This is a genomic window from Rhizobium sp. C104 (genome assembly GCF_022354505.1).
GTDB classification, from domain to species: domain Bacteria; phylum Pseudomonadota; class Alphaproteobacteria; order Rhizobiales; family Rhizobiaceae; genus Rhizobium; species Rhizobium redzepovicii.
The window spans coordinates 2,301,479-2,325,628 of record NZ_CP092348.1 but is presented as its reverse complement, the minus strand read 5'-3'; the positions used below and the strand labels follow the sequence as shown (position 1 = coordinate 2,325,628).

Here is a 24,150-nt window from a genome sequence, read left to right as displayed (position 1 = left end):
CTCTAACTCGTTAATTTAGAACAGGATTCAGATTTTTGGCCGATCCGGCCTAAAATCATCCAGTTCTAGGTCCGATGTCTGCGTATCTCTTGGCCGTACCAACCAGGCATAGGCAGCACCCGCCACAAGCAGCACCGAGGTGCCGAGGAAAACCGCCCGCATGCCGATATGCCCGCCGACGAAGCCGCCGAGGATCGGGCCGGCCACCTGGCCGACATATTGCGAGGAGATGGAAAACCCGAGAATGCCGCCGGCCGCACTGTCCGGCACGCTGTGACGGATGACGGCGGCGATGCAGGGCAGCAGCCCGCCGAGGGCCGCGCCCATCAGGAAACGCAGGATGATCAGCTGCCAGGAGCTGGTGACGAAGGCCTGCGGGATCAGCAGCAGCCCGGCGACGGCGAGCGCCCCTGAGATCACCGGCCAATGACCGATCCTGTCGGCAAGCTTGCCGAGCCATGAGGCCGAAAGAATGCTGCCGAGGGCGGCCGCCGACATGACGATGCCCGAGATCATCGTCACCTCATCGGCGGCCGGCACGATCTGCGCGACATAGACGGTGATGATCGGCTCGATCGACATATTGGCGAACATCAACAGCATGCCAGTCGCCAGCATGGCGATGACAGGCCGTTTGTCGCCGATGGATTTCCAGCCGCCGCTCGCCTTGGCCGCCTGTTTGCGGGCCGGCGATTTTTCCTCTTTGATCAAGAAGGTCGTGGCGAGAAAGGCGAGAAAGATCATCGCCCCGGCGGCGAGAAACGTGCCGCGGATGCCGATCATCGGCGGCAGTGCCCCGCCGATCAGCGGGCCGACGAGATTGCCGGCCATGATGCCGGAGGAGAGGAGGCCGAGCGCCCAGGCCGAGCGGTCTTTCGGCGTCTGCGTCGCCACCAGCACCATCGAGCCGGAGGAATAACCGCCGGCAAGCCCGACAAAGAGGCGCAGCGCCACCAGTTGCCAGACATTGCCGGCCATGCCCATCAGCGAGATCGCCAGCGTCATGCCAAGGCTCGCGCGCACCAGCATCAGCTTGCGCCCGTAAATATCACCGAGCCGCCCCAGAGCGGCGCGACCAGAGCCGCAGCCAGAAAGGTGGCGCCATAGGCGATGCCAGACCATTGCACGATCGCCGCATGGTCGCTGACGCCGAGTTCCTCGACATAAAGCGGCAGGAAGGGCAGCAGCAGCGTCATCGCCACGATGGTGGTGAAGGAGCCGAGCAGCGAGATTGCCAGGTTGCGCTTCCAGTAGATCGAGCCTGCGCTAACGCTTGCAGCGTCCAATTGCTTATCGGTCATTCCGTGCCTCGGCATCGATCGTTAGGGCGCGATTGCGCCGAAACTGGATCATCTCGGATAAAAGTGCTAGATATACTGATTGCGAGATGCAATCGGTTAATCGGAGGATATTGCCATGAACGATATGCACACGCGGCAGCAGACCGTCCGCGATCTCTACGCCGCCTATCTGGAAGACCGCAAGGATAAAGTCGTCGCCATGCTGACGGAAGATTTCACCTTCTCCAGCCCGCGTGACGACCATATCGACCGGGCGACCTATTTCGAGCGCTGCTGGCCGAAGGAACCGTTCTTCCGCGCCATCCACATCGAATTCCTGGCGGTCGACGGCGACGAGACAGCCGTGCGTTACCGCGCCGAAAAACTCGACGGCGGAAGCTTCGCCAACATGGAGAGTTTGCGCTTCCGTGGCGACAAGATCGCCTCCGTGGAGGTCTATTTCGGCCGAAATCTGTAGTCCGGTCCTAATGCATGTCGCCCGGACGTGTGCAGCGATTTCCCAGGCAAAGCGCGAAGCGCTTTTGCCGCAACGGCATGCATCAAAACAAAGAGCTTTAGAGGAGCCGTATTGCCGATGTCACGATGATGACCATCGAGACAGCCACCATCAGCGCCCGCACCGGCAGGCGCTTGACGAGGATCGCGCCGAAAGGGGCGGCGATAACGCCGCCGATGATCAGGCCGATCGCCGAATTGAGTTCCGACCAGCCGAGCGTGAGGATGAAAGTCAGCGAAATCGTCAGTGTCACCGCAAATTCGGTGAAATTGGTGGAGCCGATCACCCGCTTCAGGTCGTGGCCGCGGCCGACCAGCGTGCTGGTGACGACCGGCCCCCATCCGCCGCCGCCGATCGCATCGAGAACGCCGCCGCAAAAGCCGACGGGCGGCACCGCCCAGTCGCGAACCTCGCGCTTGGCCGGCGGCCGAAAGGCTTTGTAGAAAATCAACAGGCCGATCGCGATCAGATAGGCCGACACGAAGGGCGCGATCACCTTGCCGTCGATATTGGCCAGCAGATAGGCGCCGATCGCGCCGCCGATCATGCCGGCCGGTGCCAGCCGCGCCACCAGACGCCAGTCGACATTGCGGTGATAGGCATGCGAAATGCCGGACGCTGCCGTGGTGAACATCTCAGCCACATGCGTCATGGCGCTGGCATTGGCCGCCGGCACCCCGAAGGCCAGAAGGCTCGTCGTCGACAGCACGCCGAAGGCCATGCCGAGTGCGCCATCGACAATCTGCGCACAGAAGCCCACCACGATGAAGAAGAAGATATCCGATGTCATGCGGTCCCCTCAGACGAACGGTAGCATCAGAATCCGCGATGCGGGAAAATTTTTAATTCAGGCGGAAAGTCCGCGCTGTTTCAGCCGGACGATCTTGAAGAAGCCGTTCGGAAAGACCGGCAGAATCTCGGCAGCGGAAAAATCGCCGCGCCGCTCGGCCCAGGCGAGGATGCGGTGGATGCGGAAAGCGGAGGACCAGCCGATGTGACGCACCAGCGGCGCCACCGCCGCCTCGATCGCGCCCTGCAGGCCGGCGCCGTCGCCGAGCTTGCTGGCCAGGATGATCTCGCCGCCCGGCCGCAGCACCCGGGCACATTCGTCGAGAGCCCGCTCGGGCTCGGGGATCAGCGTGATGACGAAGGGCAGGCAAACCGCATCGAAAGACCGGTCGGCAAAGGCGAGCGCATGCGCATCCATCACCTCGAGCGCGCTGATATGCTGCAGCTTCTCGCGACGCACCTTTTCGCGCGCCCGAGCGATCATGTGTTCGGAAATGTCGATGCCGGTCACCCGGCAGCGGCTGGGATAGTGTCTGAGGGTCAGGCCGGTGCCGACGCCGACTTCCAGAATATCGGTGCCGGCCGCGGCTGCAAGCGCCGCCAGTTTGCGGTGGCCGTCGGCAAGGAGGCCGCGATAGACACGGTCATAAACCGGCGCCCAGCGCTGATAGATTTTCTGCTGATCTTCCGGCCTGCTGCGAAGCTCCGACATACCGCACCTCCCTGACGCCCAGACTTCAACTCCTAAGGGTAGCGTCCGGTTCCCCACGAAATGTGACCGAAGGCACAGATTCGCGGAGACAGCGCGGTGCCGACGCAGCCTATTTTGGCGGCGTGAGGCCAAGCTGTTTGGCGTCCAGTTCGCTACCGATCTCCACGGTTTTCTTCTGCTTGTCGTAGACGCAGATCTGGGCAACAAGCCCCTTGGCGCCTTTCGGCTTGCCCGTCACCAAAGCCAGCCCGTAGCGGCTGGTGCCGAAGGGATCGACGCTGGCGGCAGGTCTTTCGAGCGTGACCGCCGCTTCCTTGCACTTGACCTCGACATCGGCTGCCAGCTGTTTCCAGGCATCGTCCGAAGAGGCATGCACCGTACCGGAAAGCAGCGGAAGTGCTGCCATGGCCAGAAGCGGGATTATATTCCTGTTCATATCGGGTCTCCGTTGCAGTGAATCGCCGGGGAAACGGTTTTCGAGGCGGGCATCCCAGGCGATTTGCACGACTGATTCCAACTCTGCAACTGAGGCAAATTTTCCTTCGACGGATCGTTTTTTGACATTTCGCTGGTTGCCTCTCCCCCGTTCCCCTCCTATGTTCCGCCACACCTGCCGATGACGCAATCTATCGCCAAGAGGAGATCTGACATGGCTTTCGAATTGCCTGAACTTCCCTATGATTACGAAGCGCTTGCTCCCTTCATGTCGAAGGAAACGCTGGAGTTTCACCACGACAAGCACCATAAGGCCTATGTCGACAACGGCAACAAGCTCGCCGCCGAAGCCGGTCTTTCGGATCTGTCGCTCGAAGACGTCGTGAAGAAGTCCTTCGGCACCAATGCCGGCCTCTTCAACAACGCTGCCCAGCACTACAACCACATCCATTTCTGGAAGTGGATGAAGAAGGGCGGCGGCGGCAACAAGCTGCCCGGCAAGCTCGAAGCGGCTTTCGCCTCCGATCTCGGCGGCTACGACAAGTTCAAGGCCGATTTCGCCAACGCCGGCGCCACCCAGTTCGGCTCCGGCTGGGCCTGGGTTTCCGTTAAGAACGGCAAGCTCGAAATCTCCAAGACCCCGAACGGCGAAAACCCGCTCGTCCACGGCGCCACCCCGATCCTTGGCGTCGACGTCTGGGAACACTCGTATTACATCGACTATCGCAACGCCCGCCCAAAATACCTCGAGGCCTTCGTCGATAGCCTGATCAACTGGGATTACGTCCTGGAGCGCTACGAAGAAGCCACGAAGTAAGCGGCACCAGACCCGCCGCGATGGGCGGCAATGTCTCTGCTTTCTAATTCAGCACCCGGCGCCACAAACGTCGGGTGTTTTGTTTTATGCGCCCGTCGCGAAACCTTGAAGTTTTGAGCGCCTAGAGATCGATGATGAAGCAGCTTCCCTTCAAGCCCGAAGCCGTCCTGTTCGACATGGACGGCCTAATTTTCGATACCGAGGCTTTGTATCGGGACGCCGTTATCAAGGCCGCTGAGGAAAACGGGTTTAATATCCCGGTCTCCGTCTATCTGGAAACGGTTGGATTACCCAGCATGTCGGCCAGAGCGCTTCTGGGGATGCATCTTGGCAGCGAATTTCCGATCGAGGACTTGTGGAAACAAGCCTCGGACCGGTTCCAGACGATGGTTGCAACAGCGCTGCGCCTCAAACCGGGGGTCATTGAAATACTGGACTGGCTGGAGGAAATCCAACTTCCGTGGGCCATCGTCACCTCCTCGGACCACGCCACAGTGCTTAGCCATCTGATCGCGGCGAATCTGAAGGATCGCTTTGCGCACATCATTGCCCGTGAAGATTATGCCGCGGCGAAACCTCATCCAGAGCCGTATCTGAAAGCCACAAGCCGGTTAGGGGTGAACCCGAGCCGTTGTGTTGCACTCGAGGATTCTCACAATGGTGTGCTTTCGGCATCTCGTGCCGGTCTGATGACCATAATGGTGCCTGACCTCGTGCAGCCAACGCCGGATACTCAAAATCTATGTGCCTATATCGCACCAGATCTACACGACGTTCTTGCTGTTTTGATCCATAGGCTCCGCACACTCGGAGATTTCGACAGTTGACGCAGTTCGATCATGGTTTAGGACATCGTCACATCCCTGTCACCCGCCGCTCCTAATCACGTTCCATGTCTTCCTCCGCTCTTCCCCTGTTCCGCTTCGGCATCATCGCCGACCCGCAATATGCGGCAATCCCGCCGCATGCGGCCATGGACCGCTATTACGCCAACAGCCTCGCCAAACTCGCCGAGGCGATCGAGCTCTTCAACGGCGAGGAATTGAGCTTCGTCATGACACTCGGCGATGTCATCGACCGCAGCTTCAAAAGCTTCGACGACATCCTGCCGGTCTATGAGAAACTGAGGCACGAAGCGCTCTTCCTGCTCGGCAATCACGACTTCTCGGTCTCCTCGGGCCATCTCTCCGAAATCCCCGCACGCCTCGGCATGCCGTCGCCCTATTACAGCTTCCGCCGCCACGGCTGGCGCTTCGTCGTGCTTGACGGCAACGAGATCAGCACCTTCGCGCCGCCCGAAGGCCATCCGCATCGGGCTTTGGCGACAAAGATGCTGGCGGACCTGCAGGCGAGGGGCGAAAGAAACGCCCATCCGTGGAACGGCGCGCTGAGCGACGAGCAGTTCGCCTGGCTCGGCGATGAGATCGCAAGCGCTGCCGCGGCCGGCGAGAAGGTGATCGTCATGAACCACTATCCGGTCTATCCCGCCGGCGAGCACGACATGTGGGACTGCGACCACATTGTCGCGTTGCTCGCCGCGCACGACAATGTCATCGCCTATTTGAACGGCCATAACCATGCCGGCAGTTACGGCAAGGCCGGCGCCTGCCACTTCGTCAATTTCAAGGGCGTGGTCGATACCGAGAGCGAAAATGCCTTCGCCATTGTCGAACTCCACCCCGACCGCATCGAAATCCGCGGTTTCGGCCGCGAGGAGAGCCGGACGCTGGTTTATTAGGCTGCAAGGGACTTCTTGCAAATCCAAGACCACTCCCCAACCCCTCCCCACAAGGGGAGGGACTAATCTGCGCCACGCTCCCGCCACCAAAACGCGATGCCACATGCGGTATCGTCAGAATTGAAGCGTGACGGGCGCGGCACGGTAGTCCCTCCCCCTTGGGGAGGGGAAAGCAGCAATCTCAAGTCTCACATTTTCACACCGGCCTAGCCTTCTCCGTCCACCCGCTCGTCCACAATTCCCGCAGCCTGTCGCCGTCGCCTTTGAAGAAATCGTTGCTTGCCGCACAGCGCTCCACCCGGTCGCTGCGGAAATTGCGGATGGCCTGGCGCAGTTCGCACCAGGCGACGATATTGGCGGTCTGCGAATAATAGATCAGCGCGATCGGTTGGATCGTCCGCTCGGTGGCGCGGCCAAGTTCGTCGCGGTAGCCGAGCATGAGCTTGCATTCGTCGCGGATCGCCCGGCGCACGATCGCGAGATCGAAGCCTGCCGGCTGCGCGGTCGAGCCCCAGGCGTAAAGCGCCTTCGTGTCCATCGCCTGGCGGAGCGGCGCCGGCACGGCGCCTGATATCTTCCGGTTGACCCGGCGCGCCGCCTGCTTCAGCTCCTCATCGGCGGTGCGTTCGAGCAGCGCCAGCGACAGCACGATCGCCTCCATCTCCTCGATCGAGAACATCAGCGGCGGCAGGTCGAAGCCCGGCCGCATGATGTAGCCGATGCCGCGCCCGCCCTCGATCGGCACCCGCATCGCCTGAAGGGCGGCGATATCGCGATAGATCGAGCGCACCGTCACCTCGAGCGTCTCGGCCATGACAGCCGCCGTCATCGGCTTTCTGGCGAGCCTCAGGATCTGAATGATCTCGAAAAGCCGCGAGGCCTTGCGCATTTTGCCTCTCCCATCCCTTAGGCTCCTGACAATACACTGTCAGTTGGGTTTGCGTATAGAGCCGCCTATCAGATTGAAATCAATCATGGTCTTTCAAAACGGCCCATGCACAGACAAGGCGGTAACTGACATGAACTACCACGAAAACCTCTGGCTCTTCTTCACCCTTCTCTTCGGCATCATCATCGTGCCGGGCATGGACATGCTCTTCGTGCTCGCCAATTCGCTGACCGGCGGCGTCAGGCGAGGGCTCGCGGCGACAGGCGGCATCATGGCCGGCGGCGCCGTACATTCGGCCTATGGCGCGGCCGGCGTCGGTCTGCTCGTCACCATGCTGCCGCAGCTTTTCAACGTTCTGCTCTTTGCCGGCGTCGCCTACATGGTCTGGATCGGCATTTCGCTGATCCGCAGTTCGATCACCGTCGAGGCGGTCGGGCCGGGAACGGCGCGCTCCGGCTGGCGCGCCTTCCGCCAGGGCGCCGTCACCTGTCTCGTCAATCCGAAGGCCTATATATTCATGTTCGCCGTCTATCCGCAGTTCCTCAAGCCGGAATACGGCCCGGTCTGGATGCAGGGCCTGATCATGGGCGCCATGACGGTAGTCACCCAGTTCGCCATCTACGGTACGCTGGCGATGACGGCCGGCCGCAGCCGCGATCTGCTCGTCGCCAATCCTGACGTCACGGCATTCGTCGGCCGTTTCGCCGGGCTGCTCCTGGTTGCGGTCTCCGCTTTCAGCCTCTGGCAGGGTTGGAAAAGCGCCTGAATTGCGAAGGCTTATCACATTGTTTTTATGATGATCCGGCAAAACGTGACTGCCCGGCAGGCATGGATTTTGTCATGCTCCCGGTGCAGATTGGCCATCGGCCGCCTTGGCTCGGGAAAATGCAGAAAAGAAATGGAGAGGAATATGAATTGGAAAGCAGTAGCTGCCGCCGCAGCGATGGCAGGAATAGCCTTCGGTTCGGTGACCGCCGCCGACGGCACGCATGATTCGCGCATTGCCCTGATGAAGCAGATCGGCGGTGCGGCCGGCGCCTTGGGAGCCATCGCCAAGGGCACCAAGCCCTATGATGCCGAAGCGGTAAAAACGGCGCTGACGACGATCGCCGCAACGGCCAAGGTGTTCCCCGATCAGTTCAAGCCGGGCACGGAAACGGGCGACCAAGAAGCGAGCCCGAAAATCTGGGAAAACATGGACGACTTCAAGGCGCGCGCCGCGAAGCTCTCCGCCGATGCCGAAACCGCGCTTGCCCAGCTTCCGGCCGATGCCGCGGCTGTCGGCGCCACGGTCAACACGCTCGGCGCCAGCTGCGGCGGCTGTCATAAGGCCTATCGCATCAAGGAGTGAGCGATAGGCCATTCCCATCCGACACCGATCTGCGCCGCCTTGCCGCCGGCGCGGATCGCCTTATTCTCCGCCCGTGCGGGGCTAGTCGCAGAATCGGTCCCTATAGGAAAATCTCGGAAAAAGGGGAGGCGGGGCATGATCCGCAGGTTCATCCGGTTACTGCTCTGTCTGATCGGCGTCGCCGTGCTGGGCGGAGGCGCCTTCTATCTCGTTACCGCGCCCGATCCGCTGCCGGAAAGCCATTGGGCCGGTCTCGGCGCGCCGGATCCGGCAAACGGCCAGATGGTGTTCTGGGCGGGCGGCTGTGTCAGCTGTCATTCCGCCCCCGGTTCCGAAGGCGATGCCAAGCTGACGCTATCAGGCGGCCTGGCGCTGAAGAGCCCTTTCGGCACCTTCCACGTGCCGAACATTTCGCCCGATGAAAAGGCCGGTATCGGCGGCTGGTCGCTGGCGGAGTTCGGCAATGCGATGAAGCGCGGCGTCGGTCCAGGCGGCGAGCACCTCTACCCATCCTTTCCCTATGCTTCCTATTCCCGCATGAGCGACAAGGACGTCAACGATCTCTTCGCTTTCCTGAAGACGCTGCCGAAGAGCGCAAATGTCGCGCCCCCGCACGAGCTGCCGTTCCCTTACAATATCCGGCTGGCGCTCGGCGGCTGGAAATTTCTCTATTTCAACGATCAGCCGCGTGTTGCGCTCGCCAAGAGCGATGACAAGATCAAGCGCGGCCAATATCTGGTCGAAGGCCCCGGCCATTGCGGCGAATGCCACACACCGAGGGACGCGCTCGGCGGCTTCCAGGCAGGCCAGTGGCTCGCCGGCGCCCCCAATCCGGAAGGCAAGGGCCGCATACCCGATATCACGCCGGCCTCCAAAAGCATCGGCGGCTGGAGCGAGGCCGATATCGCCAGCTATCTCGAAACCGGCTTCACGCCTGATTTCGATAGCGTCGGCGGCTCGATGGTCGATGTGCAGCAGAACATCGCTCATCTTCCGGCCGCCGACCGCGAAGCGATCGCCGGCTATCTGAAGGCGGTGCCGGGACGGTAGGACAGACCTGCCTCAAGCGATCGACTGCATGTAGCGCATGCCGGTGACCGGCCGCGGGGTGAAATCCAGCTGTTCGTAGAAGCGGTGCGCCAGCACGTTTCCGGTGGCGGCGCTGACGGAAAGGTAGCCGCAGCCGGCCTTGCGCGCGGTCTCACGGGCTCGGTCGACGAGCAACTGGCCGGTGCCGTGGCCGCGATGGCCGTCGCGCACGAAGAGATGGTGCAGGTCCATGCCGCGTTTTCCCTCTTGCGCCCTGTAGAGCGGCACGAGAATGGCGTAGCCGATCAGCCCGTCGCCGGTTTCGGCGACCAGTGCATGGATCCACGGCAGTGGGCCGAAGAGGTCGCGCTCCAACTGCTCCGGCGTCGTTGCCGCGGCATCGCCGTGATGGGCTGCCAAGAGGGCGATCATCGAATTGAGTTCGGGCAGGTCGCGGGGCTTGGCGGCGCGGATCGTCACCACAGACGGGCGCATCAGTGAAATTTCGCTGTCTTCGATTTCGGTCATGGTCTTCGCGTCCTTTGATAGTCTGCCGTCAGGACGCTGCCGATACAACAAAGCCGCCTGACGGCGGCTTGTTGACAATATGATCTGTCCAGCCGCCCTTTACAGGTACAGCCAAAAATACGAGCGGCTCTGGTGCGAGTTTTTGATCATGGCGCATCAATCGTCGGAAATGCCGTGTTTGTCAAGGCCGATCGCCACGCGTCGGCAATGATCCCGTTTTTGTCTTTGATAGTATACCCCCCTATGCTATATAGGCGCCCATGTCTCACACCACGCTGCAGAAAAAGAAACTCATCGCCCGCGTCAGCCGTCTGAAGGGGCAGATGGAGGCCGTCGAGCGGGCGCTGGAGGCCGAGCGCCCCTGCGGCGAAATCCTGCAGCTGCTCGCTTCCGTCCGTGGCGCCCTGACCGGGCTGACCGGTGAGGTGTTGGACGATCATCTGCGCGAACATGTGCTGAATGCCGAGGACGACGCCGCAAGGGCCGAAGCGGTCGAGGAAATATCGGAAGTCTTGCGAACCTATATCCGCTGAGTGCCGTGACGAAGGAGCCTGTAATGAGTACCGGGATCGAGAATGCCGGAGTGAACGCGCTGGAACATGATCATATCTTCCTCGGCGCCGACCATGCGGTGAACGAGCGGCGCATCTGGCTGGTAATCGCGCTGACGGCGGTGATGATGGTGGCGGAAATTGCCGCCGGCACCGCCTATGGCTCGATGGCGCTGGTCGCCGATGGCTGGCACATGTCGACCCATGCCAGTGCGCTTTTGATTTCGGCGCTCGCCTATCTCTTTGCCCGCAAGCAGGCACGCAATCCGCGTTTCACCTTCGGCACCGGCAAGCTCGGGGATCTCGCCGGCTTCGCCAGCGCCATCATCCTTGCGCTGATCGCCTTGCTGATGGCCTGGGAAAGCTGGCTGCGCCTTGCAAATCCGGTGCCGATCGGTTTTGCCCAGGCGATCGCCGTCGCGGTGATCGGCCTTGCTGTCAATCTCGTCAGTGCCTGGCTGCTTGGCGGCGGCCACGCGCATGGGCATCACCACGGTCATCACGCGCATGGTCACCATGCGCGCCATCACGGCGATCATGCCCATCACGGTCATGGTGATCACGTCCACGATCATCACGCCCACGATCATCACGCAAAGCCAGGCGACAACAATATCCGCGCCGCCTATCTGCATGTCATTGCCGATGCCATGACCTCCGTGTTTGCAATCGCGGCGCTGACGCTCGGCAGCCTCTATAGCTGGCTCTGGCTGGACCCGATCATGGGCATCGTCGGCGGCCTTGTCATCGCCAACTGGTCCTGGAGCCTGATGAGATCCTCGGGCGGCGTTCTTCTCGACGTCGTGCCGCACGGCGAGACGTTGCCGGCAGAAATCCGCCATGCGATCGAGACGGAGGAAGACCGGATCACCGATCTGCATGTCTGGCAGGTCGGCCCCGGCCATCACGCCGCCATCGTCGCCGTTGTCACCCCGGCGCCGAGAGAGCCGGCCTTCTACAAGGGCAGGCTTACGGCGCTGACGGAATTGTCGCATGTGACCGTCGAGGTCACGCGCGCGGCGTAATCGCCGCGGCGGACGACAAGGTTGCTCGGCGGCCGAATTACTCGCTCGGCGGCAACAAGGTTGCCGCGGGGACGAGATGCCGCCGCAATCGCGCCTTAGCTCTGTCCTCCTCACCGCCGGAGGATGTCATGGATCTCAGTCTTACCCGCCGCATGCTGATCGGCTCGGCGCTCTGCCTGCCTGTTTCGGGCCTGCCCGCCATTGCCGAGGACAAGGCCGGGGAGGACGACGACAACATCCAGAAGCGTCTTGCGGCCCTGGAAAAACGCACTGGCGGCCGTCTCGGCGTCTCGGTGCTCGACACTGACACGAGCATTTCCTTCAACTATCGCGGCAGCGAGGCCTTTCCGATGTGCAGCACCTTCAAGGCGCTGGCCGCCGGCTTCGTGCTTGCCCGCGCTGACAAGGGCGAGGAGAGCCTCGACCGGCGGGTGACTTACGGCAAGGATAAGCTGGTCGACTATTCGCCGCTCAGCGAAAAACATGCCGGTGCCGACGGCATGACCGTCGCCGAGCTCTGCGAGGCGGCGGTGACGGTCAGCGACAATACGGCCGGCAACCTGCTGCTCGAAAGTTTTGGTGGCCCGGCTGGGCTGACCGACTGGCTGCGTTCGATCGGCGACGGCACCACCCGTCTCGACCGCACCGAACCGACACTGAACGAGGGAAGGAAGGACGATCCGCGCGACACGACGACACCGGATGCGATGCTCGACACGCTCGGCAACCTGACACTTGGCTCGGTCTTGAGCGAATCCTCCGCAGATAGGCTGATCGCCTGGCTGGTGGCCAGCACGACCGGCGGCGAGCGGCTGCGGGCCGGCCTGCCGGCGGAGTGGAAAGTCGGCGACAAGACCGGCACCGGCCCGAACGGCTCCCTCGGCGACATCGCCGTCATCTGGCCCCCGACCGCGGCCCGATCGTCGCCACCGTCTATATCGCCGAAGCGTCCGTACCGGTGAAGGAGCTCAATCCGGTCTTTGCCGAGGTTGGGCGGATGATTGTGGAGATGGTTTGAGTGCAAATGCAAAGGGCATGATCGACAGCTGTCAGGTTCGCGGGAAAACCCCTCCCCACAAGGGGAGGGGCTACCCCTGGGATGCCCGTCGCATTTTCATTTCTGCCGATGCAGCTTGTGACACCGTATTCTGGTCGCAAGGACCCCACCGCGGGTTAGTCCCTCCCTATGGCGAGGGGTTGGGGAGGGGTCTTGCTTCCGCAAGGAGCCCGCGCTCCTCCATCACGGCAGCGTATAAGCAATCACATAATCACCGGGCTTCGTCCCGACCGAGCCGTGGCCGCCGGCGACCATGACGACATATTGTTTATTGTCGCTTGTCGTATAAGTCATCGGCGTCGCCTGGCCGCCGGCCGGAAGCCGGGCCTGCCAGAGTTCTTGCCCGTTCGTCACGTCATAGGCCCTGAGATAGTTGTCGACCGCAGCACCGAGGAAGGCGACCCCGCCCTTGGTCAGCATCGGTCCGCCGATGCCGGGCACGCCGACTTTGAAAGGCAGGGGCAGCGGCGTCATGTCGTGCACGGTGCCGTTCTTGTGCATATAGGCGATCTTGCCGGTGCGCAGGTCGACGCCGGCGACATAGCCCCATGGCGGCGCCTGGCAGGGGATTTTCAAAAGCCCGAGGAACGGCCCCATGAAGACGCCGTAGGGCGCGCCGTCATTGCGGTTGAGCCCCTGTTCGCTGCCCTTCTCGTCCTGGCCTCTCGGCGGAATGTCGGCGGCCGGCACCAGGCGCGAGGTGAAGGCGAGATAGGTCGGCATGCCGAACATGATCTGCCGCTCGGGATCGACAGCCACGCTACCCCAGTTGAAGGTGCCGAAATTGCCGGGGTAGACGATCGTGCCGACAAGCGATGGCGGCGTGTAGCGGCCCTCGTAGCGGTATCGGTGGAAATCGATGCGGCAGGCAAGCTGGTCGAACAGCGACACGCCCCACATGTCCTTTTCCTTCAGCGGCTCAGGCGAGAAGGTGAGGTCGGAGATCGGCTGCGTCGGCGAGGTGTGATCGCCGGAGACCGCGCCGCCGGGCGCTGCGATTTCCTTGACCGGGATGATCGGCTCGCCGCTGCGCCGGTCGAGCACATAGAGATCGCCCTGCTTGGTCGGGCCGACGAGGGCGGGAACCACCGTACCGTCCGGCTTGGTCAGATCGATCAGCGCCGGCTGGGCCGGTACATCCATATCCCAAAGATCGTGATGCACGGTCTGGCGCACCCAGCGCAGCTGGCCGCTGGCGATGTCGAGCGCGACGATCGAGGAGGAGAATTTCTCGACATTGTCGCTGCGGTTGATGCCGAGCTGGTCGGGCACCTGGTTACCGAGCGGGATGTAGACCATGCCGAGCGCCTCGTCGACGCTGAAGACCGACCAGCTGTTCGGCGAGTTGGTCGTATAGGTCTGGCCTGCCGCCAGCGGCGTTGTCACGTCGGGATTGCCGGAATCCCAGTTCCAGATCAGCGCACCGGTCTTGATGTCGAAGGCGCGGATGACACCGGATTGCTCCTCGGTCGAATAATTGTCGTTCACCGCCCCGCCGACGATGATCTTGCCCGCCACCGCGACCGGCGGCGAGGTGGAATAATAATAGCCGGCCGGATTGTAGCGCATGCCGGTTTCCAGATGCAGTACGCCTTGGTCGGCAAAACCGGTGCAGACCTTGCCGTCCGCGGCATCGAGCGCGATCAGCCGCGCATCGGAGGTCGGCAGGTAGACGCGCTCGGCGCAGGGCTCGCCGGCGGCAACGGCAGGATCGGCATAATAGGTGACGCCACGGCAGGTCTGATGCTGCCGGTCGGGGTTCATGCCGGAGTTGGCGTCATATTTCCATTTCTCCTTGCCGGTTTTGGCGTCGAGAGCGATCGCCCAGTTGTGGGGCGTGCAGAGATAGAGCGTGTCCTTCACCTTGAGCGGCGTCACCTGATAGGTCGTCTCGCCGACATCGTCCGGTCGCTTGACGTCGCCGGTCTGGTATCGCCAGGCCTCCTTGAGGGTGGAGACATTCGCCGTTGTGATCTGGTCGAGCGGCGAATAGCGCTGGCCGAACGGCGTGCGGCCATATTGGTGCCATTCCCCATCCGGCACGTTGCCGCCGAAGGCGGGGTTGGCGGCGACCGCATCCTTCGGCAGTTCGCCGGCAAGATCGTGCGGATCCGTCGTCATCGAATAGAACGCGACGACGATGGCGAGAATGACCGGCAAGGCGAGCGGCCAGGGATTGGCGCCGTAGATGATGCCCGTCGGGCTGCGAAAGCCGAGCGGCCGGCGGATCCACGGCGTCAGCAGCCAGAGCCCGAGTAGGATGATCATGCCGCCACGGGGCCCAAGCTGCCACCAGTCGAAACCCACCTCCCAGATCGCCCAGGCGAGTGCTGCGACGACGAGCACAGCATAGACCCAGAGCGCCACCGCCTTGCGCATCAGAAGCAGACCGGCGGTGATCAGGAACATAAGCCCGGCGAAGAGATAGAAGACGCTGCCGCCGAGCGTGACGAGCCACAGCCCGCCGCCGCCGAGCGTAAGCCCGATGATGATGAAGAGGATGGAGGTGATGACGATCGCCATAAGGGCTGTCTCCCGCTGAGGTTAGCCGGGTGAAGATGCGGCGGAAAAGCTCCGCCGATCAGCCAGATAGCGCGAAGGAGATGCCTTTCAACGGCCGCATTTGCCGCAGGCAGACGTCACGGTATGGTTGTAGGAAACCCGCTCACGTCCCGCAGAAGGTCGCAAGCACCCGTTCGCTCGGCTTCGGCGGCTCCATATAAGCGGCAAAGCCGGGCTGGTCGTCATAGGGTTTCGCCAGCACTGTCAGCAGCGCCTCGAATAGCGAGAAATCGCTGTTCTCGACCGCCGCCTCGATCGCCTGTTCAACTCGATGATTGCGCGGGATAAAGGCCGGATTGACGCTGCGCATGGCCGTGGCGCGCTCAGCGGCCGTCTGCGGATCGCGCGACAATCTCTCGCGCCATTGCGCAAGCCAGGATCCGCAGGCCTCCGGCTCCCGGAAACTTGCGGCAAAAGCAGGCTCTCCGGCGATATCGCCGGCAAGATCCGACAGCCGCCGGAAGGTCAGGGTGAAATCGGCACTTTGCGTCTGCATCAGCGACAGCAGCGCCTGCACCAGTTCGAGATCGCCGTCCTCTTCGCCGGCAAGGCCGATCTTTCCCCGCATGCCGGCCAGCCAATGCGCCTGGAAGCGTTCGCCATATGCCCGGATCACCGCATTTGCCTTGTCGACGGCCCCGTCCGGCTCTTCGTCGATCAGCGGCAGCAGCGTTTCGCCGAGCCTTGCAAGGTTCCATTGGCCGATGCCGGGCTGGTTGGCATAGGCATAGCGGCCGTGCTGGTCGATCGACGAGAACACCGTTGCCGGATCGTAGTTGTCCATGAAGGCGCAGGGGCCGAAATCGATCGTCTCGCCGGAGACGGTCATATTGTCGGTGTTCATCACCCCATGGATGAAGCCGACATGCAGCCAGCGGGCAATCAGCGCCGCCTGGCGCTCGGAGACAGCCGAAAACAGTGAAAGATATGGATTGTCGGCGTCTTTCAGGTCGGGATAGTGCCGGTCGATGACATAATCGGCGAGCGCCCGCACGCCCTCGGTATCGCCTCTGGCGGCGAAAAACTGGAAGGTGCCGACCCTGATGTGGCTGGCCGCCACCCGGGTAAAAACGGCGCCCGGCAGCACTTCTTCGCGATAGACCGGCTCGCCCGTCGTCACTGCCGCTAGCGCCCGGGTAGCCGGAATGCCGAGCGCAAACATTGCTTCGCTGATGATATATTCCCGCAACACCGGCCCGATTGCCGCCCGCCCGTCGCCGCGGCGCGAAAAAGGCGTAGGGCCTGCTCCCTTCAGCTGGATGTCGTAGCGCCTGCCGCTCAGGTCGATCACCTCGCCCAGCAGGATCGCCCGCCCGTCGCCGAGCTGCGGCGAGAAGCCGCCGAACTGATGGCCGGCATAGGCCATCGCCAGCGGTTCGGCGCCTTCGGGAACGAGGTTGCCGGAGAAGATCGCCGCCCCATCGCGGCGCAGCGCCTCGACATCGAGGCCGAGTTCGACGGCCAGCGGCTCGTTGAGCTTGATCAGCCAGGGTTGGGCCACCGCTGTCGGCGTCTGCGCCGCAAAGAAGCGGGCGGGCAAGCCGGCATAGCTGTTGTCGAATGGAAAGGGCGCGCCGGCCCGGTTTTTCTGCAGCGTGGAGGTCATGCTTCATAGGTAGGGCCGGGGTGGCTGCGGCGCAAGCCGGTTCGGATGAGTACCCCGCAGCCCTTCACGAAGAGCGGGCCGATGCAAGGAATCGTGATCTGCCTTTACCTCTCGGCAAAGCAGCTTTGCCATAAAGGACATAGCGCCGCCATGATCGCGGGCGTATAGAAAATCGTCTCCCCTTGGCGTTACGCCATGTCATCCCCCGCGGCCCTGCAGCCTCGTGTGCTCCGCCGCGCCACCGTGAGTGATCCCGGAAGATGTCGGATCAGATTTACCAGGCGCCGATGGTTCGGCGCGCCGCGCCCAATTTCCGGGTGATCGCGATGATCGTCGCGAGTGCTATGCTGATGGAAAACATCGATGCGACCGTGCTGGCGACCGCGTTGCCCACCATGGCGCGCGATTTCGCCGTCAGCGCCCCGGCCATGTCGATCGCGCTGACCTCCTATCTGCTCAGTCTGGCGATCTTCATTCCGGCGAGCGGCCGGATGGCCGACAGTTTCGGCTCCCGCACCGTGTTCCGCGCGGCGATCGCCGTCTTCGTGATTGGCTCGATCCTCTGTGCGCTGGCGCCGACCCTGTCCTTCCTGGTCTTGGCGCGGCTGCTACAGGGTATAGGCGGGGCGATGATGATGCCGGTCGGGCGCTTGGTGCTGATGCGCAGCGTTGCCCGCAAGGATATGGTCAGCGCTATGTCCTGGTTGCTGGTGCCGGCGCTGATCGGCCCGATCGTCGGCCCGCCGCTCGGGGGCTTCTTCGTCACCTATCTCGACTGGCGCTGGATTTTTTATATCAACGTGCCGGTCGGCATCATCGGCATGATCTTCGTCTCGATCTATATCGACGAGGTGAAGGGCAAGGCGAGCGGTCCCTTCGATACGATCGGCTTCGTGCTCTCCGGCCTCTCGCTCGGCTCACTGCTTTTCGGCTTCGAAATGTCGAGCCACGAGGGCGAGGGCGCCTTCTCGATCTTCCTGATCGCCGTCGGCCTCATCTTCGGCATCGGCTATCTCAGGCATGCCCGCAGGCATCCCTCGCCGATCATGGATTTTTCGCTGATGAAGGTGCCGAGCTTCGGCACTTCGGTGATCGCCGGTTCGCTGACGCGCATCACCCAGGGTGCCCAGCCCTTCCTGCTGCCGCTGCTTTTCCAGATCGGCTTTGGCCTGTCGGCAGCCGCCGCCGGCCAGATCGTCATCGCCACCGCCCTTGGCGCGCTCGCCATGAAGCCGATGGCGAAGTTCGTCTTCAGCCGGCTGGGCTTCCGCCGCAGCCTCGTCCTCAACGGCATCTTCGGCACCGTCGGTTATGGTCTCTGCGCCGCCTTCCGGCCGGACTGGCCGATGCCGCTGATCTTCATCGTCCTGGTGCTCAGCGCCTTCTTCCTGTCCTTCCAGTTCACCGCCTATAACACCATCGCCTATGACGAGATCGAGAAAGAACGGATGAGCTCGGCCACGAGCTTCTACACCACCTTCCAGCAGCTCATGCTGTCGCTCGGCATCTGCATCAGCGCCTTGGCGCTGCACGGCTCGATGGCTTTCAACAATGTCGAAACGCCGTCGCTTGGCGATTTCTCCATAGCCTTCATCGTCGTCACGCTCATCTCGATCACCGCCACCATCTGGAACCTGCGCTTCTCCAAGACCGCCGGCGAGGAGATCAGCGGCTACAAGGCGAAACGGACGACAAGGGATTGACCATGTATAAAACAAAGGCTTGAGGTGCCTCGCTTGAATCAAATTCTGCGTTGGACACTCAGCCTTCCATCGCGGCCGCCATGTCCGCAAGCTTGCGCACGGTGTTGAGATTACGCGAGGTGCCGGACTTCAGCGCGGGGAACTTCAGCTTCGAGCGGCCGGACCCCTTGGGATAATGCACATAGATTTCGCGGGCGGCGAGCTTCGCTTCCTCGCCATCGGGCGCCACCATTTTATCGAGCGCATTTCCGGGCGGCTTTTCCGGCAGGAAATAGACGAGCAGGAAGTTCGGCTTGGCATCAGGGAAGGGCGCGTCGGCGGCAATCGCCTCGAGCGCCTTGCTGGTCCGCACCATGACGCCCGGCCGCTTGCCCAACTTCTGCCCGAGCGCCGCGTCGAGCTTTTCCTCCACGGCCGTTTCGGATGCATCCGAGCGGAAGAGCACATTGCCGCTCTGGATGTATGTTTTCACGTCTGAGAAGCCGAGGCCTTCGCAGATGGTCTTGAGTTCAGCCATCGGCAAGGCGCCGGTGCCGCCGACGTTCACGGCGCGGAGGAGGGCGATATAGACCGGCATTTGCTTCTTCCTCGGCACACCTCTAAAGATTTCACATCTTCCCCGCCACCTTGATCGCAAACGCATACTCGAACGCAATCTCCTCCAGCCGCTGGAAGCGCCCGGAGGCGCCGCCATGGCCGGCGTCCATGTTGGTCTTGAGCAGGATGGGTGCTGCGCCGGTCGTCTGGTCGCGCAGCTTCGCCACCCATTTGGCCGGTTCCCAATAGGTGACGCGCGGGTCGGTCAGGCCGCCGAGCGCCAGGATCGGCGGGTAGGCTTTGGCGCCGACATTGTCATAGGGCGAGTAGGCGGCGATCTGCTCGTATTCTTCCTGGCTGTCGATCGGGTTGCCCCATTCCGGCCATTCCGGCGGGGTGAGCGGCAACGTGTCGTCGAGCATGGTGTTCAGCACGTCGACGAAGGGGACGGCTGCGATGATGCCGGCGAATTTCTCCGGCGCCATGTTGGCGACGGCGCCCATCAGCATGCCGCCGGCCGAGCCGCCCTCGGCGATGATCCTCGCGTAAGAGGTGAACTTCTGTTGATTCAGATAATCGGCGGCAGCGACGAAGTCCTTGAAGGTATTCGTCTTCTTGTCCATCTTGCCGTCTTCGTACCAGGAAAATCCCTTGTCCTTCCCGCCGCGGATATGGGCGATGGCATAGACGAAGCCGCGATCGGCAAGCGACAGGCAATTGGTGTTGAAGCCGGCCGGAATGGTGATGCCGTAGGCGCCGTATCCGTAGAGCAGGCAAGGCGCGGTGCCGTCGAGCGGCGTGTCCTTGCGATAGAGCAGGGTGACCGGCACCTTCTCGCCATCCCACGCCGGGGCAAAGACGCGGCGCGTGACGTAGTCGTCGGGATTGTGGCCGGACGGCACTTCCTGCGTCTTCAACAGAGTGCGCTCGCGCGTCACCATGTTGTAGTCGTAGAGCTGCGACGGCGTCGTCATCGAGGAATAGGAGAAGCGGATGACATCCGTGTCGTATTCCGCCGCACCCGAAAGCCCCAGCGAATAGGCTTCCTCGGCGAAGGCGATCGCATGTTCCCCGCCGGTCGCCCGATCGCGGATCATGATCTGCGGCAGCCCGTCCTTGCGCTCCAGCCAGAGAAGATGGCGGGCATAGGCCATGTGGCTGATGATCAATGTGCCGGGCTTGTGGGCAACGACTTCGCGCCAGCTCTCCTTGCCTGGATTGTCGACAGGCGCTTCCATGATCTTGAAATCCTTGGCGCCGTCGTCATTGGTTAGGATGTAGAAGATATCGCCGCCCTCGGTCAGGGAATATTCGATGCCTTCCTCGCGCGCCGCCACCAGCTTCGGCTCAGCGGTGAGGTCCTTGGTCGACAGCAGCCGGTATTCGCTGGTTTCGTGATCGTGAATGTCGATATAGATGACATCGTCGAGCAGCGACCCGCCGACGCCCATGAAGAAGCCGGCATCGGCCTCCTCATAGACCAGCCGGTCTTCCGATTGCGGCCGGCCGACAATATGGTGGAACACCTTGGAAGGCCGGTGGTTCTCGTCGAGAGCCGAATAGAAGAAGCTCTTGCCGTCGGGCGCCCAGACGCCGCCGCCGCCGGTGTTCTCGATCCGGTCGGCAAGGTCCTCGCCGGTTGCGAGATCGCGGACCTTCAGCGTGTAGAATTCCGAGCCCTTGTCGTCATAGCCCCAGATGCCGTGGCTGTGATCGGTTGTATGGTCGAGGCCGGCGAGGCGGAAATAGGCCTTGCCCGATGCCTCCTTGTCGCCGTCGAGCAGCACCGTGCGGATCGTCTCATCAGTGACGTCGCCGTCGCGGGCGATGCGGAAATAGCGCGGCTGTTCGCCGCCGGTCACGTAGGAGGTGCCATAGGCATAGGCGCCGTCCTTCACCGGCACCGAGCTGTCGTCTTCCTTGATGCGGGCGCGCATTTCCGAAAACAGCAGCTTCTGCAGCGGTTTGGTGTCTTCCATCGCGGCGTTCATATAGGCGTTTTCGGCTTCGAGATGCCGGCGGATCTCCGGGTCGAGGATCGATGGATCCTTGAACATCGCCTGCCAGTTGTCGGCACGCAGCCAGGCATAATTGTCCGTGCGGGTAATGCCGTGGCGCGTATCGGAGACGGGCTTCTTCGGTGCGGCAGGCGGTGTCGGCAGGCTGTTGAAAACGGACAAGGAATGGCTCCGGATCGGGATATCGGGTTGGCAAGAGATAGAGGCGCACTGGTCCCGGATCAAGCGGCAAGGCTGCGTCAAGGCGGTGGATAGGCTTCCACAGGCTTGGAGGTCACCCTGCCGGCCTTGCCTTGATGTCACCACAATATTTAAGAATGTCCGCTATCGCAGAGCGAAATTTACACGTGCCAAGCCCCCGGCAAGCTGCCTGTGGCAGGGTGAAGAATGGACAACAGCAAGGGATTTCTCCGCAATGCCGAAACATCTGCTCCTGTTTGTATCCCTCGTCAGCCTTGCTGCCCCTGCCTTTGCCGTCGATCCCGCCATCAAGAAGCAGCTTGAAAAACTCGATCCCTCCACCCGCCTGGAACAGAGCTGCGACACTGAGGCAATGAGCCGCATCAACCAGGACAGCGCCGGCTTCAAGCCCGACAAGGTGATTGCCTATACCTTCAAGGACCCGATCCCCGGCGACAATTCGCTGCAGGCGCCGGGCGCCGTTTTCCGCAGCAAGGGCGACTGGTACCATCTCTCCTACAATTGCATCACCGGCCCGCAGCATATCAACGTGCGCGAACTGAATTACCAGATCGGCGACAAGGTGCCGCGCGAGAAGTGGGACAAGTATTATCTCTACGATTGATCGCCTGTCCCATTGACTGCGCTAACAGGCCACATGGTTTTGGACGAATGCAGTCGCTAAACTTGGCCGATCGAATCGTAGAAGTCCTTTCATGAACCGCATCTTGCTTGCTTCGGCGTTTCTTCTGGCCGGCCTGTCTACGCTGTGCGCGGCCGAAGCGCCGCCGCTGCCGGCCGCCGCCGCTCCGCTCATGAAGAGCCCAGCGGTAAAGCTCGTCGAGCCGCATCTGCATATTGCCCGCTCCAACATATCAGGCCATGCCCGCATTGCGCTGACCTTCGATGCCTGCATGGGCCAGGCGGACGAGCGCATCCTGTCGACGCTGGTGCGTGCGCGCATCCCGGCGACGATCTTCGTCACCGCCCGCTGGCTGAAGCACAACCCCGCAGCCCTTGCCGTGTTCCTGCAGAACCCTGATCTCTTCGAACTCGAAAATCACGGAGAGAACCATATCCCGGCCATCGACACGCCGACGCTAGTCTATGGCATCGCCTCGGCCGGCTCGCCGCAGGCGGTGAAGCAGGAGGTCGAGGGCGGCGCCGCGGCAATGACCGCGGCGGGCATTCCCGCGCCACATTGGTTCCGCGGCTCGACCGCCAAATATGACTTGTCCGCCATCGGCGAGATCCGCGCCATGGGCTATCGCATCGCCGGTTATTCGGTAAACGGCGACGGCGGCTCGCTGCTCGGGGCCGTCATCACCGAAAAACGCATCGCCTCGGCCAAGGACGGCGACGTCGTCATCTCGCACATCAACCAGCCGACCCATGCGGCGGGCGAGGGGGTGGCGAAGGCTCTGGTCGATCTCAAGATGAAGGGGACGGAGTTCGTTCGTCTGGAGGATGTCGAGGATATGGGTGACGACAAGACGACGGAGTAGTTTTGTGGCTAACGGTGGCCGTGGCCTCTACCGCAACTCATGCCCAGCCCCCAGCCTATCCTCTCCAAACCGTCGCAGCCCCGGCCCATCCCTGTCGAGCGCGAAATCCTCGAACCAGTCGCGATGCATGCCGGCCAGCATCGCGCCGATCATCTGGGCGGCGAGATAAGAAAAGGTGATGCCGTTGCCGCCGTAGCCGTAGGCTGCGAACACATGCGGCATATGGGGCACCGGGCCGATCAGCGGCAGGCCGTCGGCGGTTTCGCCGAAGGTTCCGCACCAGGCGTGCTCCACCCGCGTATCCGCTTTCGGCCATAGCCGATTTATCTTCTCGCGAATCGCCATGATCTTGGCCGGCAGCTTGAGGTCGCGGGCTTCGGGATCGGCCGTGCCGTCATCCTCGCCGCCGGCGACGATGCGATTGTCCTCTGTCGTGCGCATGTAGAGATAGGGGTGGCTGTCCTCCCATATCAGCGCCCTCTCGCGCCAGAAATTTGCCGGGTCCTGGGGTACGGTGGCGAGCGCCCAGCTCGAACTGGTGCGGTGCAGCTTCGGCATGTAGAGGCCCGGCATCGAATAGCCGGTGGCAAGCACGGCATGCCGCGCCTCGATGACGTGGCCTCCGTCCGTCTCGGCCGTGACGTGATCGCCTTCACTGTGAAGCGCGGTGACGGAAGCATTGACCAGCCGCGCGCTGCGCCGGACGGACATTTCGATCAATGCCCAGGTCAGAAGCAGCGGATCGGCCTCGGCCGAACCCGGCGAATAGATTGCCCCATCCCGATCGAGTTCGAACTGGGTGAAGAGGTCGGGATGTTCGAGATAGACGCCGGGCAGGCCGGCCCGGCGGCGAAGTTGGCGCTCCTCCAGCAACTCGCGCGCGCCTTCCTGGTTGGCGGCGAGATAGAGCGTGTTGCGCGGCCGGAAACCGCAGGCAATCCCGTGTGCGGCGATCAGTTTGGAAAGGCCGGCGACCGCTGCTCCGCTGCGGCGGTAAATGCCGGCGGCGCGTTCGAAGCCGTAATAATCCTCAAGTTCGGTGAGCGTGCTGTCGATTTCCCATTGCAACATCGCGGTGCTCGCCGCAGTGCTGCCGAAACCGGGCTCCTCCCGGTCGATGATAACAACGGAAAAACCGCGCGCCGTCAGATGTTCGCCAACCAGGGCGCCGGTGATGCCGCCGCCGATCACGGCGATGTCGGTGGAAAAGCTCTGCTCGATCGGCCGCCATTCCGGCCGAATGCCGCTTTTCCCCAGAGCGATCGACCGCTGACCATCTGGTCGTGATCGGATTCGTTGAGAGTGAGATCAGACGCCACCA

At 62.4% G+C, this 24,150-nt stretch carries 21 protein-coding genes and 3 pseudogenes; 13 read left to right on the top strand and 11 right to left on the bottom strand.

Annotated elements, in window-relative coordinates; translation table 11 throughout:
• Positions 1-27: 27 nt before the first annotated feature.
• A pseudogene (locus MF410_RS12690) lies at positions 28-1,301 on the bottom strand (multidrug efflux MFS transporter).
• Positions 1,302-1,416: 115 nt separating this feature from the next.
• Between MF410_RS12690 and MF410_RS12685 the strand changes: the two are divergent.
• Positions 1,417-1,758, top strand: coding sequence for a nuclear transport factor 2 family protein (locus tag MF410_RS12685; RefSeq protein ID WP_097627620.1), 342 nt, complete (start codon positions 1,417-1,419; stop codon positions 1,756-1,758).
• A gap of 97 nt (positions 1,759-1,855) precedes the next feature.
• Here MF410_RS12685 and MF410_RS12680 read toward each other — a convergent pair whose 3' ends face one another.
• From MF410_RS12680 to MF410_RS12670, 3 genes are all read right to left on the bottom strand, one after another.
• On the bottom strand, positions 1,856-2,587 hold the full coding sequence (locus MF410_RS12680; protein ID WP_012557008.1) for a sulfite exporter TauE/SafE family protein: 732 nt from the start codon (positions 2,585-2,587) through the stop codon (positions 1,856-1,858).
• Between the two features lie 57 nt (positions 2,588-2,644).
• Positions 2,645-3,298: a class I SAM-dependent methyltransferase gene (locus MF410_RS12675; RefSeq protein WP_097627622.1), complete on the bottom strand. Its 654-nt coding sequence runs from the start codon at positions 3,296-3,298 to the stop codon at positions 2,645-2,647.
• Positions 3,299-3,407: 109 nt separating this feature from the next.
• Positions 3,408-3,734, bottom strand: a complete 327-nt coding sequence (locus tag MF410_RS12670; RefSeq protein WP_097627765.1) for a hypothetical protein — start codon at positions 3,732-3,734, stop codon at positions 3,408-3,410.
• 213 nt (positions 3,735-3,947) lie between these two features.
• Between MF410_RS12670 and MF410_RS12665 the strand changes: the two genes are divergently transcribed.
• From MF410_RS12665 to MF410_RS12655, 3 genes are all read left to right on the top strand, one after another.
• On the top strand, positions 3,948-4,550 hold the full coding sequence (locus MF410_RS12665) for a superoxide dismutase (protein WP_003569477.1): 603 nt from the start codon (positions 3,948-3,950) through the stop codon (positions 4,548-4,550).
• A gap of 134 nt (positions 4,551-4,684) precedes the next feature.
• Positions 4,685-5,377 carry an HAD family phosphatase gene (locus MF410_RS12660; RefSeq protein ID WP_097627766.1) on the top strand — a complete coding sequence of 231 codons (693 nt, stop codon included), beginning with the start codon at positions 4,685-4,687 and terminating at the stop codon, positions 5,375-5,377.
• A gap of 65 nt (positions 5,378-5,442) precedes the next feature.
• On the top strand, positions 5,443-6,288 hold the full coding sequence (locus tag MF410_RS12655) for a metallophosphoesterase (protein ID WP_097627624.1): 846 nt from the start codon (positions 5,443-5,445) through the stop codon (positions 6,286-6,288).
• A gap of 196 nt (positions 6,289-6,484) precedes the next feature.
• On the opposite strand, the gene MF410_RS12650 is transcribed toward MF410_RS12655, so the two are convergent.
• Complete coding sequence (locus MF410_RS12650) at positions 6,485-7,177, bottom strand: YafY family protein (protein ID WP_097627627.1); 693 nt, start codon at positions 7,175-7,177, stop codon at positions 6,485-6,487.
• Positions 7,178-7,307: 130 nt separating this feature from the next.
• On the opposite strand from MF410_RS12650, the gene MF410_RS12645 reads away from it, so the two are divergent.
• The 3 genes from MF410_RS12645 to MF410_RS12635 all read left to right on the top strand — a co-directional run bounded on the left by MF410_RS12645 (position 7,308) and on the right by MF410_RS12635 (position 9,578).
• The gene (locus MF410_RS12645; protein WP_097627629.1) at positions 7,308-7,943 is read left to right on the top strand and encodes a LysE family translocator; all 636 of its coding nucleotides are present in this window, start codon (positions 7,308-7,310) and stop codon (positions 7,941-7,943) included.
• A gap of 144 nt (positions 7,944-8,087) precedes the next feature.
• A complete protein-coding gene (locus MF410_RS12640; protein WP_097627767.1) occupies positions 8,088-8,528 on the top strand; it encodes a cytochrome c in 441 nt (146 codons plus the stop codon).
• 135 nt (positions 8,529-8,663) lie between these two features.
• On the top strand, positions 8,664-9,578 hold the full coding sequence (locus MF410_RS12635) for a cytochrome c (RefSeq protein WP_097627631.1): 915 nt from the start codon (positions 8,664-8,666) through the stop codon (positions 9,576-9,578).
• 12 nt (positions 9,579-9,590) lie between these two features.
• Here the strand turns inward: MF410_RS12635 and MF410_RS12630 are convergent, their stop codons facing one another.
• Positions 9,591-10,085 carry a GNAT family N-acetyltransferase gene (locus tag MF410_RS12630; protein WP_097627633.1) on the bottom strand — a complete coding sequence of 165 codons (495 nt, stop codon included), beginning with the start codon at positions 10,083-10,085 and terminating at the stop codon, positions 9,591-9,593.
• Positions 10,086-10,345: 260 nt separating this feature from the next.
• Between MF410_RS12630 and dmeR the strand changes: the two genes are divergently transcribed.
• The 3 genes and pseudogenes from dmeR to bla all read left to right on the top strand — a co-directional run bounded on the left by dmeR (position 10,346) and on the right by bla (position 12,679).
• Positions 10,346-10,618, top strand: a complete 273-nt coding sequence (gene dmeR, locus MF410_RS12625) for a Ni(II)/Co(II)-sensing transcriptional repressor DmeR (protein WP_003587785.1) — start codon at positions 10,346-10,348, stop codon at positions 10,616-10,618.
• Positions 10,619-10,641: 23 nt separating this feature from the next.
• Positions 10,642-11,661, top strand: a complete 1,020-nt coding sequence (dmeF, locus tag MF410_RS12620) for a CDF family Co(II)/Ni(II) efflux transporter DmeF (protein WP_097627635.1) — start codon at positions 10,642-10,644, stop codon at positions 11,659-11,661.
• 128 nt (positions 11,662-11,789) lie between these two features.
• Positions 11,790-12,679, top strand: a pseudogene (gene bla / locus MF410_RS12615) (class A beta-lactamase).
• A gap of 222 nt (positions 12,680-12,901) precedes the next feature.
• Here bla and MF410_RS12610 read toward each other — a convergent pair.
• Together MF410_RS12610 and MF410_RS12605 are read right to left on the bottom strand one after the other, a co-directional pair.
• A complete protein-coding gene (locus MF410_RS12610; protein ID WP_097627639.1) occupies positions 12,902-15,241 on the bottom strand; it encodes a glucose/quinate/shikimate family membrane-bound PQQ-dependent dehydrogenase in 2,340 nt (779 codons plus the stop codon).
• 142 nt (positions 15,242-15,383) lie between these two features.
• Positions 15,384-16,886 (bottom strand): YdiU family protein, encoded by a 1,503-nt coding sequence (locus MF410_RS12605; protein ID WP_097627641.1) that lies wholly within the window; start codon positions 16,884-16,886, stop codon positions 15,384-15,386.
• A 260-nt stretch (positions 16,887-17,146) separates the two neighbouring features.
• On the opposite strand from MF410_RS12605, the gene MF410_RS12600 reads away from it, so the two are divergent.
• Positions 17,147-18,589: an MFS transporter gene (locus MF410_RS12600; protein ID WP_097627643.1), complete on the top strand. Its 1,443-nt coding sequence runs from the start codon at positions 17,147-17,149 to the stop codon at positions 18,587-18,589.
• A 58-nt stretch (positions 18,590-18,647) separates the two neighbouring features.
• Here MF410_RS12600 and MF410_RS12595 read toward each other — a convergent pair whose 3' ends face one another.
• Both MF410_RS12595 and MF410_RS12590 read right to left on the bottom strand, forming a co-directional pair.
• Positions 18,648-19,166 (bottom strand): DUF1697 domain-containing protein, encoded by a 519-nt coding sequence (locus MF410_RS12595; RefSeq protein WP_097627645.1) that lies wholly within the window; start codon positions 19,164-19,166, stop codon positions 18,648-18,650.
• A gap of 31 nt (positions 19,167-19,197) precedes the next feature.
• Positions 19,198-21,306 (bottom strand): S9 family peptidase, encoded by a 2,109-nt coding sequence (locus MF410_RS12590; RefSeq protein WP_097627647.1) that lies wholly within the window; start codon positions 21,304-21,306, stop codon positions 19,198-19,200.
• 253 nt (positions 21,307-21,559) lie between these two features.
• Between MF410_RS12590 and MF410_RS12585 the strand changes: the two genes are divergently transcribed.
• Both MF410_RS12585 and MF410_RS12580 read left to right on the top strand, forming a co-directional pair.
• On the top strand, positions 21,560-21,949 hold the full coding sequence (locus tag MF410_RS12585) for a DUF930 domain-containing protein (RefSeq protein WP_003587774.1): 390 nt from the start codon (positions 21,560-21,562) through the stop codon (positions 21,947-21,949).
• A gap of 91 nt (positions 21,950-22,040) precedes the next feature.
• Positions 22,041-22,829 carry a polysaccharide deacetylase family protein gene (locus MF410_RS12580; RefSeq protein ID WP_097627649.1) on the top strand — a complete coding sequence of 263 codons (789 nt, stop codon included), beginning with the start codon at positions 22,041-22,043 and terminating at the stop codon, positions 22,827-22,829.
• 27 nt (positions 22,830-22,856) lie between these two features.
• On the opposite strand, the pseudogene MF410_RS12575 reads toward MF410_RS12580, so the two are convergent.
• Positions 22,857-24,148, bottom strand: a pseudogene (locus tag MF410_RS12575) (FAD-dependent oxidoreductase).
• Between the last annotated feature and the right edge of the window lie 2 nt (positions 24,149-24,150).